Raw genomic sequence first — 15957 nt, 5'->3', positions numbered from 1 at the left:
TTATAAAGAGAAGAGAGAATTCCGCGGTACCCGAGGGGAGACAGTTCCACCATGGCAGACGAACTCTACTTTGAAGATTTTCAGCTGGGCCAGAAGTTTGAATCCAAAGGCAGCGTGAAGATCACGGCGCGCGAGATTACAGAGTTCGCTGAAAAGTACGATCCTCAGCCGTTCCATCTGGACGAGGCCGCTGGCAAGAGCACGTTCTTCAAGGGGCAGGCTGCCTCTGGATGGCTCACCGCCGCGATAGTGATGCGAATGCGCGTGGACACCATCAAGGTGCACGGCGGCATGATCGGTGCGGGCGTGGAAGAGATTCGCTGGACGGAACCCGTCCGCCCCGGCGATTCGCTGCATACCGAGACGGAAGTCATCGGCCTGCGAGCCTCCAAGAAGCGCCCGGAACTGGGTCTGGTGACGATTTACACCAACACCTTTAATCAGCGTGGCGAGATTGTGATGAAAAGCACCGTCAAGTTCCTGGCACCATTGCGGAGCGCGCAGCCAGCGGCCTGAATCAACCTAGTTACTACCTCGTAATCCACGTTACGAACCAGTAAACTACCAATCATGATGCGTATGACGGTTCTCGCCTCGGGGTCTAAAGGCAACAGTGCCGTGATTGCGTCGTCGCGGACGCGCATCTTGGTGGACGCTGGCTTTTCCTGCCGCGAACTGATGCGCCGGATGAAACTCGTCGGCGAAGACCCATATGCCCTGAACGCTGTCATCATCACGCACGAGCACGCAGACCATGTAGCTGGCTTGTCCGTTCTGGCGCGTAAGTTGAACATTCCCGTGTACTTCACGGAAGCCACGCATCGTGCCTGGGTGCGTCAGATGACCCCACGCACCACCATGGGCTACAAGCAGTGGTTGGAGAAGACGCGCGCGGAGAAGGAAGCGCGGCTGGAAGCACAGGCTTTAGCGCACCAGATAGCCACTTCCTCGCAGGAGGATCGTCCAGACGATCACTTTTTCGCCACGGACATCGACGTGGATGCCATCGATGCCACCACCGACCCGGAAGCAGCCTTACAGGCTGCCGCGGCAGACGATCTCTGCGAGGACCTGCCGGCAGAGGCGAAGTCCAGTGTGCGCGACAATCCCTCGTATCTCCCTGCAGTGGAGTACTTTGAGGCCGGGAAGCGGCTCTGCATCGGCGATATCGATGTCCTGCCTTTTACCATTCCGCACGACGCGGCAGATCCCTGCGGATTTGTCTTTGAGGGCGAGGGGCTGCGTTTCGGGTTTGCGACGGATCTCGGCTATGTGCCGCAGAATGTGAAGCTTGCTCTCAAGAAGTGCGACGTCCTGCTGCTGGAATCGAACCACGACCTGGAGATGTTGCGGGACGGGCCCTATCCGTGGAGCGTCAAACAGAGGGTGTTGTCGCGGGTGGGACATCTGTCGAATGCCGCCGCGGCGGAATTTCTCACGCGCGATTACGACGGCGGAGCGCATGCGATCATCCTGGCGCACCTCTCAGAAAGCAACAATATGCCGGAATTGGCGCGTCTCGCCGCAGAACAGGCAGTGGGGAACCACCCAAGCCTCCTGGGCAATCGAATTTTACTTGCGGATCAGGCTGCGCCGATGGAACCTCTGGTTATGTAAAGCGTAAGACAAAGTATTGAATCACTACTGGATTCCTTGCGTCTGAACAACTAGAATGGATATGAATCAATGATGAATACCGAACCGAAATCCTACGTGCAAGACCTTCGCACACGCGGATTCGCTGCGTCCATGCTGGGCAGTGAAGACGGCTGCGAAGATCAGGTTGTCGGGGACATCCTCTCCGGATGGCGGTACGACCTTTCATCGGTCTCGCCTGAGGTTCGTGGTGTTTACGAAGATCATCTGCACCAGTGCTGGCACTGCCGCGCTCGTCAGCGTCTTCATCGCACGATCGATGTCGTTCTGCTCTCTGTTTTCACGCTTTCAGCGTTTGCGTTTCTACTGGCGACCATGGTGATTCACCGCGGCCCCTGGGCTCAGGTGACCTTTGCTGAACTCCACATGCGCCACCTTTCGCTTGCGCTTACCACGCAGACCATTGCGGTTGCGGGGTTGCTCCTCTCCGTGCTGATGTGGATTCTGGTTGCGATCGCGACACCGGCACCCGGTGTGATCTCGCACAGTGTTCAGCAGCGCCGTCGCGAACGCGTGCTCTAAACCTATTCCCCTAAGGCCGCACCGCGAACGCTGCGATGTCTATCGAATCTTCCCCGGAGTTTGACGCCTCCCGCTACGGTCCTCCGGCGGATGATGTGCAGCGGGAAGATGCCGCGTTGCAGAATGCCGCAGCGCGTCGCTCCATGGGCAGCCGCATGCCGCGCCTTCGGCAAGCCCCGGCGACGTATCTCCTGCTCGGCATCAACATCGTCGTGTACCTCTGGATGATTCTTCACGGCGTTGATCCCATCTCGCCCGATCCGGATGCTCTCGTTCATTTCGGCGCAACGTATGCACCACTGGTCTTTCTGAATCACGAATGGTTTCGTGTCGTCACAGCCATGTTTGTGCATGTGGGCGCGCTGCATCTTGCTACCAACATGTGGTGCTTGTGGAACCTTGGCGTCATCGGCGAGCCGCTGCTGGGCTTCTTCGGTCTCTGCTCGGTCTACCTGCTGACCGGTATCTCCGGCAATCTGCTCTCGCTCACCTTCAACGCGCGGGGAGGAGTCGTAGGTGCTGGCGCCTCGGGAGCGGTCTTTGGGATTGCTGGCATTCTGATCGTGCTTTTTTCCAATAAAAAGCTGGCAGAGCCGCGTGACGGCTTCCGCGGCATTCCCTTGCAGGATCTCTATGCCATCCGCCGGTCGGTGATCTCTTTCGCAGTGTTGAATCTGTTGATCGGTGTGGGGTCCATGTCCGGAGCACTGATGCATAGCGTTCATTTGGATGGCTTACGCATTGATAACTTCGCACACATTGGTGGGTTAGTTTTCGGATTGCTGTTGGGTCTCCCGCTGCTTCCACGCATGACCAGCGGTCGTCAGGCTTATCTGAGCCGTCAGAAGGTCACGTTCGCCGGGGCGCTGCTCGCGCTGGCGCTCTACGGCTACTTCCTCTCGAACCTGCAGTAACTTCAAGCCAACAAAGAAGGGGACGGCGTCTTCGCCGTCCCCTTCTTGCTCTTGGAGGAGTTTTGTTTAGGTTAGCGCCGTCTGGGCGAACTTCCGCACCATGGCCAGCAACAGCTTGCGGTCGCCGTCAGACAGGTGGGCGCTGTAGCGCTGAATCTGCGTGAGGAAGCGAATCTCGTCTTCAGTGAGGGCGATGGCAGCCACATCTCGGCTGACCGGATCGTCTGCGAAGAACTGGCTCAGCGGTACGTCCAGCGCCGCGGCGATCTTCTGCAGCGTCTCAAGAGACGGAACGGTATGGCCGTTTTCCACGCGCGACAGATAACACCGTAGAAGCCCTGTCCGCTTTTCAATATCGCCTTGCGACATGCCCTTCTGCAGGCGATAGCCGCGAATCGTCGTCCCGATGTTCATCGCCGCGGGGGCCGCCTCTTTTGCCGGAGGCATTGGTATCGGCATCATGATGTGCATGTCAGCCATTGACCAAAAGGTAAAGAGGCTGGTTACTGCTGACAAGAACAAAGTTCATGGTTTAGCGGTTTGGAACCACCGCGGATTCGTGACAAGGGAGAGACCAGCGTCGAATGCCCCGAAAACGGTGCAAAGGCGCGGCGAAAGCAAATCTGCGAATCGGCATTCGCGTATTGCGAAGAGCCACAGTCAATGGCGGCTTGCACACAGGCTACAGCAAATCCATCTTCATGAAGAGCAGTCCAGGGATTGGATTCGCGTTGTGGCGTTCCGTTTCCACAAATCCCATGCGACGGTAGAGCATGACGGCTTCCGGCATGGCTTCTGCAACCGTGTCCAGCAGCAATTCCTTGGCGCCTTCAGTACGCGACCACTCCATGGCCGCCTGGATGAGTTTCCGTCCTAGCCCTGCGCCACGGGCGGACGGTTCCGTCCAGAGGCGTTTCATCTCGCAACTTCCGGGGCGGTCCTTCCGCTGCTTCACCGCGACACATCCCACGGCTTCGTCTGCACGGAACGCGAGCAGCAATACCGCCTTCGGTTCCTGATAACGCTCTGGCAGTGCCGCGAGTTCCTCTTCGTAGTCCGCGAGGCAGATGTTTACCGGCCCCGCGGGATTGTGCAGCAGAAACTCTCCATAGTGGCGCAAAAGCAATTGCGCCGCGTGCAGGTCCTGAGGCCAGCGCGCGGCGCGTATGGTGATCGAGGTTGCTTCGGGGACGATCATCCCATGTACAGGCCACCGTTCACGTCCAGCGTGTGCCCGGTGATGTAGGCTGCGTCATCGCTCGCAAGGAAGCGCACGGCTGCCGCAATGTCAGCTACCGTGCCTGCGCGGCCTAGCGGAACGGCGCCCAGCATAGCGTTTTTCTGGTCTTCCGTCAGCACGTGGGTCATATCCGTTTCAATGAAGCCCGGAGCGACGGCGTTGACGGTGATATTGCGGCTGGCGAACTCGCGCGCCATGGACTTTGTCAGGCCAATCAAGCCTGCCTTCGATGCGGAGTAGTTGGCCTGTCCCGGTGCGCCCAGTTCGCCGTTAACGCTGGAGATGTTGATGACACGACCCCAGCGAGCCTTCATCATGGGCTGCAGCAGGGCCTGCGTGAGCAGGAAGGCGCCCTTCAGGTTGGTGTCCAGCACGTCGTCCCAGTCGCTGGTCTTCATGCGCAGCATCAACGTGTCGCGCGTAACACCGGCGTTGTTCACCAGGATGTGGACGGCGCCGAGCTTTGCAACAATGTCCTTTGCCGTGGCCTTGATGGCTTCTTCGTTGTTCACGTCGAGTGCAAAGCTTTCGGCCTTGCCGCCGGCGGCTTCAATCTCAGCCTTCACTTCAGCTAGCTTGGCTTCGTTGCGAGCAGCCAACGCTACTGTGGCTCCGGCCTTCGCCAGTTCAAGTGCAATGGCCTTGCCAATGCCCTGCGATGCTCCCGTTACCAGCGCGACGCGCCCTTCCAGACTTGCTGCCATGCTCGTTCTTCCAACCTCAACTTTCAGGTGAGATTATACGAAGTTGCTTACGCGGACAGGGTGCGCAGTGTGGTTTCGACTTCGCTCAGCGAGTCGATCTTGCGATACGAACCTTCGCATGGCGCTGCCTCTGTGTTGCCAAAGAGAAACAGATGCGGGATGCCTGCTGCCGTACCGGCTGCAATGTCAGTGCAGCGATCGCCTACAAGGACGGAGCGGCTGATGTCCAGTCCGTGTTCTTCCGCAGCGCGCAGAATCATACCGGGTGCGGGTTTGCGGCAATCGGTATCCAGCTTGTATTCGCCCACGCCGTGTTCGGGATGAAAGGGTGAGAAGTAGATGGCATCCAGTCGCGCATCATGCGGAGCAAGTTCGGCCTGAATATATTCCATCAGGACGTGAAAGTCAGCTTCGCTATACATGCCGCGGCCAATGCCCGCTTGATTCGTAATGACAATGGTCACGAACCCAAGCGACTGTGCAGTTTGCAGCAGTGGAATGATGCCCGGAACCAGACGGCAATCCTCTGGCTTCCACAAATAATGAACTTCTTCGTTGATCACGCCATCGCGATCCAGAAACAGTGCAGGCCGCAAAGTCCTCATCCTTTATCTCTCCACGGTCTTGCCGTGCGACGGTAATCGTTTGTTGTGTCCGTTGAACGAGTGTTGCCCATCGCGACACAAGTCCTTGTCTTCTATCGTCCCATTAATTTTGCAAGGCTGTGCGAAATGCGTCATCGCGGCACCACAGGCATCTTCGAAAGCTCAGTTGTAGTCCTAAGCCGGGAAGGAGTGAAGCCATGGCAGACCCACATCCGGCGAATCAACCCACACACGCTGAACCGAGCGGCCCTCGCGGCGATAATCCAGCCACGGCCGGTCCCGGCAATACGGGTGTCCGTTCCACCACGCCGGAGAATAACGCGGGAAAGATTAATCCTTCTGCACCCGGCGATACTGGAACCACCCCCGGTACGAACGCACAGTAAGCGATCGTTGCACAAAGAAATGCACGGATGGCCGGGTTAGAATTGGGCGGTACCAGTCTCTGTTAACCCATGCCCAAGCTAACCCGTCCACTCCTTCTATCGCTGATTCTCTGCGTGTCTGTCTCCATTGGCTGCACGCGAGAAGTTCACGTGGAAGTGCCAGCGGGATTTCACGGACACGTGGAGATCATCTGCGGCGATGTTGAGCAGGACCAGGACAGCATCATTCGTGTTGGAGAGTCTGGAACGTTGTCCGGCGTAAGTTGCCCGGCGAGGCAGGGCCACTTGCTCATCGCGCGTCCCAGCGGACAGCCCATTCAGACACGCGAAATCTGGAGCACCACCGGCGATGGTATTGTCCGCGAGATCACCTTTGACGTGCCGTAGGGATGCAGATCGGCGCGTGGAACCATTGAAAGTGTTCCACTTGCCCGCAGCGAAGGCTGTAACCCGTTAAAATTACGCTTACGGGCCTATAGCTCAACGGTCAGAGCAGGGGACTCATAATCCCTTGGTTCCAGGTTCGAATCCTGGTGGGCCCACCATACCCTCTCGCCGCCCGGCGTTTGCCGCTGGTTTCAAACACTCCCTGGTGTTTTCGCCTTCTTGCCAACAGATGAATATCCGCAAAATTCCTTGTCTATCGTCCGTGGCGGCGCAATGGAACCGCGATTCCATGCCCCGCTGGAATACTCTAGCGTCAGACACACGATGCGGAATTGCGGCAGAAGCAAAGCCCCGCCCGGACCGTGCATCTTAGTCTCAAGACGCTTCTGTTTGCCTATCCGCAATACTTCGTATGCGCAGAGAGTAAGCTCATGCCGTGGGCTCTGTGCCCGTCCCATTCGCTGCCTGATTCTTGAGGTCCTGAGGTGTTCATGGAGTTCCATATTGCCCGTGTCTTTCGCGACCGATTTCAGTTGCGCGATCTGCTGTTCTCTTACACGGGTAATGTCATCTTTGCGAACGTAGCGGCCAGCCGTCACCTCGCTCAGCAGATGAATGATGCGCGCGTGGCCATGGGCGGTCCCACGGCGCAAGAAGACCCGAATGCCGTGATCCATGCAGGCCAGTTGTTTGCCATGGGTCTCATCGACGAACTGAGTCACGCCGTCATAGAGCACTATCGCAAGCAGCAGGATCCCGATGTATTGAAGGATGCACTGCGCTGGTTCGGCGAGCGCGTGGGCGCAGAGAACGTAGACGCACTTCTGCTCTCGTTCACGGAGCGTTTCCCGAACGTTGCGATCTATAACGGCAAGCTGACTGCGAAGCAATGGCTCGCAGGATCGACTGACGGCATGCCGCATCGCGAAGCCGCGTTGGAAGAGTTGTTGTTGCTGTGGCTGGCAAATCAGAACCCGGCGTACAAGCCTTTCCGAATGCTGTTTGACGATACGACTCTGCGCAATACACTGCCCGCCTACCGCGAGATGCAGAAGGACGCAGATGCCTATTTCGAAACGCGTCCGGAGTTCTCAGCAGAGGCGAAGACGTTGTTGAAGGCGTTGCGGGCACCCTTCGAAGCATCACCCGATTCTCTCAGCGGACAGCTTGATTTCATTCGGCAACACTGGCCGGAGGTGCTTGGTCCAGCGCTCTCGCGTACCCTCCTTGCCATTGATACGTTGCGCGAAGAAGAGGTGGCCATCTGGATGCAGTTTCATCCTGCGGGCCACAACGTGCGCCATCATGGGCCAGTGGAATACGGCGGCAAAGAAGGCTTCGTTGGCGATGAATACATCGGGTTTGACGAGTACTGGGAAGACGTTCGTAACGACGACGGCAGCATCTCGCGCCGCCGCCGGACGCGCGATCAGCGTTACGCAAGCGATTACCAGGCGCCGCTGAACGAGTACGAGGCTTTCTCCGTCGATGATGCGTGGATGCCCAACGTGGTGCTCATGGCAAAGAGCACCTATGTGTGGCTGGAGCAGTTGTCGAAGAAGTACCAGCGCCACATCTATCGGTTGGATCAGATTCCGGTAGAAGAACTGAAGCTGTTGCGCGATCGTGGACTCACAGCGCTGTGGCTTATCGGTCTATGGGAGCGTTCAAGAGCATCACAAACCATCAAGCGCTTGCGCGGCCAGGCGGACGCCGTGGCGTCCGCATATTCGTTGATGGATTACCACATTGCAGAAGACCTCGGCGGCGACGAGGCCTACCAGAAACTGCGTGATCTGGGAGCCACTGTTGGCCTTCGCTTGGCCAGTGACATGGTGCCGAATCACATGGGTCTCGACTCCAATTGGGTGATCGAACATCCGGAGTGGTTCCTGCGTCGCGGCGAAAGTCCGTATCCCAACTACCGTTTTGAAGGCCCAGATCTTTCCACGGATTCTCGCGTTGAGATCAAGATCGAGGATCACTACTACGACCAGACGGATGCCGCTGTGGTGTATCGCATGCGCTGGCGTGATGATTCGAATCGAACAGAGTTCATCTATCACGGCAACGACGGAACAACGTTTGCGTGGAACGACACAGCGCAGCTTGATTATTCGCAGCACGCCGTGCGCGAGCACGTGATTCAGGTCATCCTTGAAGTCGCGCGCAGGTTTCCCATCATCCGTTTCGATGCGGCGATGGTGCTTGCGAAACGTCATGTGCAGCGACTGTGGTTTCCGTTGCCCGGTGTTGGTGGATCGATTCCATCGCGCGCGGAAAACGCGCTTACGCAGGAACAGTTTGATGCGCTGATGCCGCATGAATTCTGGCGTGAAGTCGTCGATCGCGTGCAGCAGGAAGTTCCAGGAACGCTGTTACTTGCAGAGGCGTTCTGGCTGCTTGAAGGCTACTTCGTTCGCACCCTCGGCATGCATCGCGTGTACAACTCCGCGTTCATGGTCATGCTGCGTGATGAAGAAAATGCCAAGTATCGAAGCTATCTGAAGAAGACCATTGAGTTCGATCCGGACATCATGAAGCGCTACGTAAATTTCATGTCGAACCCGGATGAGAAGACAGCTATCGAGCAATTCGGCACTGGCGACAAGTATTTTGGCGTGGCGACGATGATGGCAACGATCCCGGGTCTGCCCATGTTCGCGCACGGACAGATTGAGGGTTACACCGAGAAGTACGGCATGGAATACAAAACGGCCAAGTATGACGAATGGCCGAATGACGAACTCGTCGCACGCCACAAACGCGAGGTCGCTCCATTGCTTGCGAACCGCGCACTCTTTGCAGAAAGCGAGAACTTTGTGTTCTTCGATTTCTGGACGGAACACGGCACGGTCGATGAAAACGTGTTCGCTTATTCCAATCGTCGTGGCGATGAGCGCGCATTCATTATCTACAACAATGCGTATGGATCCACGCGTGGCACGGTTCACCTTTCTGCTGCTTCGATGAACAAGTGGACTGGCCAGTTGTGGCAGCGTCCCATTGCAGATGCGCTGGCTGTTCCGCGCGGGAATGAGTTTTTCATTGCATGGCGCGATGTCTCATCGGGACTGGAATACATTCGCCGCTCCAATGACCTTGTCCACGGTGGTCTTTCCATGGACCTCCGCGGGTACCAATACGCTGTGTTGCTGCATTGGCGGGAATTGCGTGCCACGGCAGAGCAGCCGTGGGATCAGCTATGCGATGGTCTGCATGGCGCTGGCGTTCACAATCTGGATGAAGCACTCACTCACCTCCGCCTTCGTCCGTTTAGCGAGGCATTGCGCCACGCCGTAAGCCACGATGCCGTACGCCTGATCGCACCCAAAGGCGAGCATCCCTACGCTGAGACAGAAGCAGCACGTAAGTGGGGAGAGCACACAAGGGATATCTTCCATCGCTGGGCAGAGCTGGAAACGCCATCATCTCCAGTCGCTACGGATGACCGCTACGTCTCCACCGCGACAGCACTCGGAGCAAGCGCGTTGCAGGCAGTTGCCCTGGCAAAGACGGCTCACGCTCTGCCGCCGCGGATGGCCATGGAAGTACATCCAGAAGCTCTGTGGACGCCTCTGCTCACAGTTGCCGTATTACGTGCACTGCCGTCCGAATCGAAGGACATTGTGGATGATCTTGGCCTGCGTTCCGCCCTCGCTGAGATATTTTCAGAGGTCGGCGTTCTCGGCGAAGACTCATGGCGCGCAGCAGCACGCGTCCGGCTTGCGCTTATGCAGCCAAAGTTCGATGACGTCGCGTTCTGGAACGAAGGCGACGTGCAGTGGCTCGCCGCCGTCAACGAACACGAAGGCGCGCGTTATATAAATCATGAGGCGCTGGAACAGCTTCTGCAGTGGCTTACTCTCACAGCGGCACTGCAGCCCGCCGGTGCAGCAGAGAAGAAGGTGCCGTTAGCTGAAATCCTTACTGCAGCCGAGTCTGTCGACTATTGCTACGACGATTTGGTGAAGTTGCTTACTGATAAGTCGTCTGTGACGAAAGCCGAAAAGTCGTCGGTGAAGCAGCCTGCACAAGTCAAGGATGTTGTTATCGAAGAGATTATGGATGTTGTTATCGAAGAGATAACGACAATGCCAGAGAAGACCGAGGCGAGGGAGGTTCTCACGAAATCGGCGGCAGTCAAAGAAGCGCCGACAAAGCCATCGACAGTAACGTCTTCTGCAAAGACCTTGGAAACCAACGCAGTCATCACACAAAATGGCGATACGTTGAAGGCGCACGCAGCGGACGGTCATCCGACGGTGGACACGGCCAGCATCCCTGACAAGTCAGAGGCAGGCAAGACGGCAGCGGAGACGCCGACGACAAAGAACGTTCCAGGAAAGAAATCGACGCCGGCGCTCTAACGAAAGACGTATTACCGGGTGTAGTCTCTCGCTGAGAGACGGAGGTTTCGCTATGCGTGGTTCCGGAATCGCTCTTCTTCTTGCGTTTGCTTCCATAGCTGCTGCCCAGACTGGCATCATGCCTGCGACTGCAATGGCTATGCCGCAGGGAAGTTGTCCCATTGGTATCGACGTGCACCAGCAGGCGCACAGTGCCTATTTGTTGACTGGCACAGCCGGTTCCTTCCATCCGTCGTTTGTGATCTCGTTTCATCCACGCGGAGATCACGCCATCCAGCAGGTGGTAATGGATGGCTTCGGCCCAAGCGGATTAGGTATCCGTGAAGCGGCCACATTGACCTCGGCTACGCCAAACGCAGATGCCGTGGAAACATTCACCCTCACTGGCTCTGGCGATGCCACGATTGTCACGAAAAAGCTAACGGCTGTGGAATGGTTCAGCCTTGTATCGGTTACATACGCAGATGGCAGCAGTTGGCATCGCAGAGGAACGGATGCCTGCTACGTTCCGCCCAACGGCTTTGTGCCAGTCCACTAAGCGTGGCTCTGCTTAATACGCAAAGATGTGCGGCGCGGGATAGGTAAACGTGCCATCGCTACGCTGCACCGCGATGAAGAGTCGTTTATTCGGATCGCCGTTGATCGTAGCTGCCACGAGCAGTGTGGTGCCGAATGTTCCGGAGCCATCGCTCACGCTTTTATCCACTTTGTGCGATTGGATGGGGCCAACCGGTGAGTACTTCGTCCAGTCTTCCGTGAAGCGCTGCAGCGAATAGCCGCTGTACTTGTCTGGATGCTGTTGCCAGTCGCTGTCGTTCTGGTAGATGCCGTATGCGGTGGCAAAGTCCTTCTGCTCGATCGCGGTCAGGAATTTATTCACGCGATGTTCCGTGTACATGTTGCTGAAGAGCCATCCGTGTCCTGAGATGAAGCCCGCAAACGTGGCGACAATCAGCAATCCCACCAGAATCCCCGCGCCGATCAGCGCATAACGCATCCGTTTGGCTTTTCCGGCGTCGTAGACAGGTGCATTCATCAGCGTCATGGATCGTTCCTCTTCCTGGGCGGTCTTTGCCGCCTCTGAAGCATTAGACACCGCGGCGGTGGAAATTGGTCAACGTGCGCCTGAAAGTTTCAGAAGACATTGCGGATCAGCTGCACATCCGGTCTGCCTTTGTCGCGCAGATGTACCAGCACGGCATCATAGCGAATGGCCACGTTCGGCCTGCGCCCGTCGGGCCAGGGTAGTTCGCGTACATACGCATCCGCCTGGCGCTCCATTGCTTGTTGCTTGTCACCATCGATCGCGGCTTCTGCGGCAACGGGGGAGTTCTGCCTGCGTGTTTTCACCTCAATGAAGCACAGCGTCTCGCCCTCCCAGGCCACAACGTCAATTTCGCCTGGCGTAAAGTCACTCTCCCAACGTTGTGCAACAACCCTGAATCCCTGTCGGCGCAGATGAAAATAGGCAGCATCTTCACCCATGTGGCCTCGCATGGTCGCGCCATCTACGCCTCTTCGCTGGTCGTGCCAGCGCGTTGAGATTGCCGTAAGCCGTTCCATCAGAGCAACTAAGGGGTGTAATCGCAGCATTCGCGTCCAGTATGTCAAATCTGACAGTCGTCACGGAGCGTTTCTGCATCCAACCTGCTAAATCATGGGGATGATGTTTTCCGGAAGCTACAGCCGCCTCTTGGCCTGCACGTTGATGGCAGGGCTTTTCCTACCCGAATTGTCTGCCCAGGCAAACGGAACAGTGCAGGCTCCTGCTTCCGGCGGCGGCTCCAATCAACAAACGACCCCACAGCAGGGTCCGCCTCAGGGCGCCTTGGCTCCACCCCCCATGCAGGGCAATGGCGCGCCCAACTCTCCGGGCGATCCTTTTCCGGATCTCGGTCGTAAACGTATCGGCCTCGCGCTGGGTGGTGGCGGTGCGCTCGCTCTCAGTGAAATCGGCGTGCTTCGATGGATGGAAGAAAATCACATTCCCGTGGACGTTATCGCGGGCACCAGCATGGGTTCGTTGGTTGGTGCGCTGTATGCAACAGGACACACGCCAGATCAGATCTCCGCGCTTACGAGCGATACGGTCTTCTCGAAGGTCTTTCGCATCGACACGGATTTTCGTCAGTTGAACTTTCGTCGTCGCGAAGACCAGCGGTTTCTTCCCGGAGGCTTCAACCTTGGTTTGAAGCACGGTGTTTCCATCCGCAACGGTGTTCTGCTTGACTACGGCCTGAACCAGTTTCTGAACGCACAGTTCCTGCCCTACGGCGCAGACTTCTCGTTTAACAATCTGCCACTGCCATTTCGCTGCGTAGCCACCGATATTCTCGTTGGCCGCGAAGCGGTGTTTACGCGAGGCCCGCTTGCTGAAGCGGTTCGTGCTTCCATCTCTATCCCCGGTCTGTTTCCGCCGCTGGAAGATGGCGGCCATATCTACGTGGACGGCGCGCTGACAGAGAACCTACCTACGGATCTGGTGAAACGCGAGCTTCATGCGGATGTAGTGCTTGCCGTCTCGCTGCCATTGACGCCTCCGGGCGTGGGCGATACCAGTTCGCTCCTCGGCATTTTGGGTCGCAGTTTTTCTGTCGCTTCCTGGAGCAACGAAGTTCGTTCCCGGCAGCTTGCAGACGTTCTCATTGAACCCGTCGCGCCTGCCGGTGCTGGTACTTCGGATTATGCCAAGGCCGATGTCCTGGCGAAGGCGGGTTACCTTGCCGCGCAAAAGATGGCCCCGCAGCTCCTGAAGTACCGCGTCAGCGACGAGGAGTGGGAAGTCTACATGGCCCACCGCGAGCATCGCGAAGCGCGTCCACCGCGCAACATCGCGTCGGTCAAAATCTATGCGCCAAACAATCACAGTGCTGTCGGTGTTCGCGAGACGGTGGACGATCTGCCCGGCAAGCAGCTGAAGACAGACCAGGTAGAGGCCAAGCTGAACGAAGTCCGCAGCGACGGTCGTTACAACACGGAATATTTCCTCTCGCAGCCGGGTCAGGTGCTAAATACCGAAATCACCGGACCGGCCAACGTAGGCCGTCACGTCGAGGGCAGAGAATTGCTGCATCCCGACGAAAAACGCGGCCCCGGGGACGATACGCTGCCAGAAATGGTGGAAGCGGCAGAGCAGCCGGCCGAGACTCCTAACAATACCGTTCCTCCCGGCAAGTCAGAGAAGAAGGAATCGAAGAAGAAAGAACCGAAGCCGGTCTTTGAAACCGTCGCTCCCAGCAGTGCGCGCAAGGTCGCCACTGCCATCGCAACCAAGCCCGGCTATATCGCAGGACCCGGTGATGTGGACTTGAACATGGTGGTGCGTGACCGTCCTGGTGGTCCACCGTATCTCCTGCTTGGTGCAAACATCATTTCTCAATCCGGCGGTACCAATCGTGCCACTCTCGATGCCATCTTCACGCAGCAGGATCTTGGCACATACAAGAGCGAAGGTCGTCTGTTGATGCGGATCGGTCGTGTCACACAGTTTGTACCGGAATACTACTGGCGCCCGAACGATCACAACTTCTTTATTGCGCCACGTCTCCAGCTCTATCGCACACTGGAGCCCGTATGGGTAGACCAGCACAAAGTTTCAGATCGACTGACGCAGACAGCCGGTGGTGGTGTGGATTTTGGTTATAGCCAGAGCCACTTCACCGAGTGGCGTTTCGGTTACCAGATGACCCATCAACTCTGGAACCTCAGTACTGGTAGCGATGGTCAACCTGACATCCATGGCAACTCTCAACAGGTGCGTCTGCAGTACAGCTTCAACGGGCAGGATCGTGCCATGGTGCCGCGTCATGGTCTGCGTACTGATGTGTCCGCGGGATATCTGTTCAATACCGTTAACACTGTGAACGCACCGGTTCTTCAGGCTTCTGGTGCATACTTCTACGACCTTGGGCACAACAACACCGTGTCTTTCAGTCTGGAAGGCGGCACCATGGGCAATCGTCAGGTCGCCGATCCTTTCCGCTTCACGCTCGGTGGACCGCTGCGTCTGACGGCATCCGCATACGATGAATACCGCGGCACAGACTACATGCTGATTCGTCCTGCTTACTTCCGACGCATCGCCCAACTGCCCATGCCCCTGGGGCAAAGCATTTACATCATCGGCACGTATGAGCTAGGCCGCATGTACGCACCAGACCGCGACACGCTCATGCGGCAGGACGTTTTCTTTGGGCTGGCGGCGGAAACACCCATCGGTGCGCTCACCTTCGGTCCGGCAATCGGCGATCACGACCACCGCAAATTCGTCTTCACCCTGGGAAGGTTCTTCTAGCGGCGGAAGATCTGAAATGGAACAATCTCGAAAAGGCCGCAGATTTTTTCTGCGGCCTTTTCTTCTGGCAATCGTCTATTCTGCACAGCATCAGATATCCGAACTTTCTTCTGGAGACCAACCATGTCCCTTCGGCGCATCCTGCCCGCCGCCCTTCTTGCCCTCAGCGCATCGCTCGCCGTAGCTCAGGCCCCCGGAGGCGGGCAGCGTGGTCCCGGAGGCCCCGGTGGTGGACCGCCGCCCCCACCTCCGCCGCCCACCGCGGGCGCTAAGCTCGACATCATTGAAGGTTCGTCCGCCAGCTACCGCGTCACCGAACAGCTTGCCGGCATCGACTTCCCGAATGAAGCTGTTGGCACCACGACGGGTGTTACGGGCACCATCCAGATCATGCCGGACGGCTCCATCGCGCCCAACTCCAAGCTCACCGTCGACCTGAAGGGACTCACCAGCGACCAGGGCATGCGCGATGGCTACATCCGCAACCGCACGCTGGAGACGGATAAGTTCCCCGATGCAGTCTTCGTCCCCACCTCCGTCACGGGCGTTCCGAAGATGGTGCCGTCCACCGGTCAGGTCGGCGTGGCCCTCACCGGCAACCTCACTGTCCATGGTGTCACCAAGCCAGTCACGTTCAAGGGCATCGCAACGCTCGATCCGCGCTCGTCCACCGTGGCAGGCCGTGCATTGGCGACGTTCACCTTCGCCGACTTCAATCTCACCAAGCCCACGCTCGCACGACTGATGAGCGTCGATGACAAGATCACGCTGGAACTGGTCTACAAGTTCAAGCGCAGCTAACGTAGGCACAACTCAGAACCGAAGTGCACGAAGTCCTCACGATGTTCACAGACTGTTTGTGAACTCTGAGCAAACTTC

16 protein-coding genes and 1 tRNA gene are annotated in these 15957 nt (G+C 57.5%); 11 read left to right on the top strand and 6 right to left on the bottom strand.

Annotated elements, in window-relative coordinates; genetic code table 11:
• The first annotated feature begins 51 nt into the window (after nt 1–51).
• The 4 genes from M504_RS07335 (at nt 52) to M504_RS07320 (ending at nt 3092) form a co-directional block, all read left to right on the top strand.
• Nucleotides 52–516, top strand: coding sequence for a MaoC family dehydratase (locus tag M504_RS07335; protein WP_047489632.1), 465 nt, complete (start codon nt 52–54; stop codon nt 514–516).
• Nucleotides 517–570: 54 nt separating this feature from the next.
• A complete protein-coding gene (locus tag M504_RS07330; protein WP_047489631.1) occupies nt 571–1617 on the top strand; it encodes an MBL fold metallo-hydrolase in 1047 nt (348 codons plus the stop codon).
• A gap of 69 nt (nt 1618–1686) precedes the next feature.
• On the top strand, nt 1687–2178 hold the full coding sequence (locus tag M504_RS07325) for a hypothetical protein (protein ID WP_047489628.1): 492 nt from the start codon (nt 1687–1689) through the stop codon (nt 2176–2178).
• A 35-nt stretch (nt 2179–2213) separates the two neighbouring features.
• A complete protein-coding gene (locus M504_RS07320) occupies nt 2214–3092 on the top strand; it encodes a rhomboid family intramembrane serine protease (RefSeq protein ID WP_232296200.1) in 879 nt (292 codons plus the stop codon).
• 66 nt (nt 3093–3158) lie between these two features.
• Here M504_RS07320 and M504_RS07315 read toward each other — a convergent pair whose 3' ends face one another.
• The 4 genes from M504_RS07315 to M504_RS07300 form a co-directional block, all read right to left on the bottom strand.
• A complete protein-coding gene (locus M504_RS07315) occupies nt 3159–3539 on the bottom strand; it encodes a helix-turn-helix domain-containing protein (RefSeq protein WP_232296199.1) in 381 nt (126 codons plus the stop codon).
• A gap of 235 nt (nt 3540–3774) precedes the next feature.
• Nucleotides 3775–4290 carry a GNAT family N-acetyltransferase gene (locus M504_RS07310; protein WP_047489622.1) on the bottom strand — a complete coding sequence of 172 codons (516 nt, stop codon included), beginning with the start codon at nt 4288–4290 and terminating at the stop codon, nt 3775–3777.
• The gene (gene fabG / locus M504_RS07305; RefSeq protein WP_047489620.1) at nt 4287–5036 is read right to left on the bottom strand and encodes a 3-oxoacyl-[acyl-carrier-protein] reductase; all 750 of its coding nucleotides are present in this window, start codon (nt 5034–5036) and stop codon (nt 4287–4289) included. Before fabG ends, M504_RS07310 begins: the two co-directional genes overlap by 4 nt.
• Before the next feature lie 47 nt (nt 5037–5083).
• Complete coding sequence (locus tag M504_RS07300) at nt 5084–5641, bottom strand: D-glycero-beta-D-manno-heptose 1,7-bisphosphate 7-phosphatase (RefSeq protein WP_047489617.1); 558 nt, start codon at nt 5639–5641, stop codon at nt 5084–5086.
• Between the two features lie 197 nt (nt 5642–5838).
• Here M504_RS07300 and M504_RS07295 point away from each other — a divergent pair, with 197 nt between their 5' ends.
• The 5 genes from M504_RS07295 to M504_RS07275 all read left to right on the top strand — a co-directional run bounded on the left by M504_RS07295 (nt 5839) and on the right by M504_RS07275 (nt 11322).
• Nucleotides 5839–6027 carry a hypothetical protein gene (locus M504_RS07295; protein WP_047489615.1) on the top strand — a complete coding sequence of 63 codons (189 nt, stop codon included), beginning with the start codon at nt 5839–5841 and terminating at the stop codon, nt 6025–6027.
• A 69-nt stretch (nt 6028–6096) separates the two neighbouring features.
• On the top strand, nt 6097–6414 hold the full coding sequence (locus M504_RS07290; RefSeq protein ID WP_047489612.1) for a hypothetical protein: 318 nt from the start codon (nt 6097–6099) through the stop codon (nt 6412–6414).
• Nucleotides 6415–6496: 82 nt separating this feature from the next.
• Nucleotides 6497–6572, top strand: a tRNA-Ile gene (locus tag M504_RS07285).
• A gap of 333 nt (nt 6573–6905) precedes the next feature.
• A complete protein-coding gene (locus M504_RS07280) occupies nt 6906–10784 on the top strand; it encodes an alpha-amylase family glycosyl hydrolase (RefSeq protein ID WP_052200501.1) in 3879 nt (1292 codons plus the stop codon).
• Between the two features lie 52 nt (nt 10785–10836).
• A complete protein-coding gene (locus M504_RS07275; protein ID WP_047489609.1) occupies nt 10837–11322 on the top strand; it encodes a hypothetical protein in 486 nt (161 codons plus the stop codon).
• Between the two features lie 12 nt (nt 11323–11334).
• On the opposite strand, the gene M504_RS07270 is transcribed toward M504_RS07275, so the two are convergent.
• Together M504_RS07270 and M504_RS07265 are read right to left on the bottom strand one after the other, a co-directional pair.
• Nucleotides 11335–11829, bottom strand: a complete 495-nt coding sequence (locus M504_RS07270; protein WP_047489606.1) for a hypothetical protein — start codon at nt 11827–11829, stop codon at nt 11335–11337.
• Between the two features lie 89 nt (nt 11830–11918).
• Nucleotides 11919–12269: a YraN family protein gene (locus M504_RS07265; protein ID WP_052200500.1), complete on the bottom strand. Its 351-nt coding sequence runs from the start codon at nt 12267–12269 to the stop codon at nt 11919–11921.
• A 178-nt stretch (nt 12270–12447) separates the two neighbouring features.
• On the opposite strand from M504_RS07265, the gene M504_RS07260 reads away from it, so the two are divergent.
• Together M504_RS07260 and M504_RS07255 are read left to right on the top strand one after the other, a co-directional pair.
• Nucleotides 12448–15078 carry a patatin-like phospholipase family protein gene (locus M504_RS07260; RefSeq protein WP_052200499.1) on the top strand — a complete coding sequence of 877 codons (2631 nt, stop codon included), beginning with the start codon at nt 12448–12450 and terminating at the stop codon, nt 15076–15078.
• 123 nt (nt 15079–15201) lie between these two features.
• Nucleotides 15202–15879, top strand: coding sequence for a YceI family protein (locus M504_RS07255; RefSeq protein WP_052200498.1), 678 nt, complete (start codon nt 15202–15204; stop codon nt 15877–15879).
• Nucleotides 15880–15957 lie beyond the last annotated feature (78 nt).

The organism is Terriglobus sp. TAA 43, from assembly GCF_000800015.1.
Classification (GTDB): Bacteria; Acidobacteriota; Terriglobia; order Terriglobales; family Acidobacteriaceae; genus Terriglobus.
Note: the sequence above shows the minus strand (reverse complement) of the source record. Positions and strands in the feature narration are given on the sequence as shown.

Excerpts from the sequence above, each read along its gene's own strand:
- M504_RS07295 (WP_047489615.1), top strand. The coding sequence starts at position 5,839 with ATGGCAGACCCACATCCGGCGAATCAACCCACACACGCTGAACCGAGC.
- M504_RS07300 (WP_047489617.1), bottom strand. The coding sequence starts at position 5,641 with ATGAGGACTTTGCGGCCTGCACTGTTTCTGGATCGCGATGGCGTGATC.
- fabG (WP_047489620.1), bottom strand. The coding sequence starts at position 5,036 with ATGGCAGCAAGTCTGGAAGGGCGCGTCGCGCTGGTAACGGGAGCATCG.
- M504_RS07270 (WP_047489606.1), bottom strand. The coding sequence starts at position 11,829 with ATGACGCTGATGAATGCACCTGTCTACGACGCCGGAAAAGCCAAACGG.
- M504_RS07260 (WP_052200499.1), top strand. The coding sequence starts at position 12,448 with ATGATGTTTTCCGGAAGCTACAGCCGCCTCTTGGCCTGCACGTTGATG.
- M504_RS07325 (WP_047489628.1), top strand. The coding sequence starts at position 1,687 with ATGATGAATACCGAACCGAAATCCTACGTGCAAGACCTTCGCACACGC.
- M504_RS07280 (WP_052200501.1), top strand. The coding sequence starts at position 6,906 with ATGGAGTTCCATATTGCCCGTGTCTTTCGCGACCGATTTCAGTTGCGC.
- M504_RS07330 (WP_047489631.1), top strand. The coding sequence starts at position 571 with ATGATGCGTATGACGGTTCTCGCCTCGGGGTCTAAAGGCAACAGTGCC.
- M504_RS07275 (WP_047489609.1), top strand. The coding sequence starts at position 10,837 with ATGCGTGGTTCCGGAATCGCTCTTCTTCTTGCGTTTGCTTCCATAGCT.
- M504_RS07310 (WP_047489622.1), bottom strand. The coding sequence starts at position 4,290 with ATGATCGTCCCCGAAGCAACCTCGATCACCATACGCGCCGCGCGCTGG.
- M504_RS07315 (WP_232296199.1), bottom strand. The coding sequence starts at position 3,539 with ATGCCTCCGGCAAAAGAGGCGGCCCCCGCGGCGATGAACATCGGGACG.
- M504_RS07335 (WP_047489632.1), top strand. The coding sequence starts at position 52 with ATGGCAGACGAACTCTACTTTGAAGATTTTCAGCTGGGCCAGAAGTTT.
- M504_RS07255 (WP_052200498.1), top strand. The coding sequence starts at position 15,202 with ATGTCCCTTCGGCGCATCCTGCCCGCCGCCCTTCTTGCCCTCAGCGCA.
- M504_RS07290 (WP_047489612.1), top strand. The coding sequence starts at position 6,097 with ATGCCCAAGCTAACCCGTCCACTCCTTCTATCGCTGATTCTCTGCGTG.
- M504_RS07265 (WP_052200500.1), bottom strand. The coding sequence starts at position 12,269 with ATGGGTGAAGATGCTGCCTATTTTCATCTGCGCCGACAGGGATTCAGG.
- M504_RS07320 (WP_232296200.1), top strand. The coding sequence starts at position 2,214 with ATGTCTATCGAATCTTCCCCGGAGTTTGACGCCTCCCGCTACGGTCCT.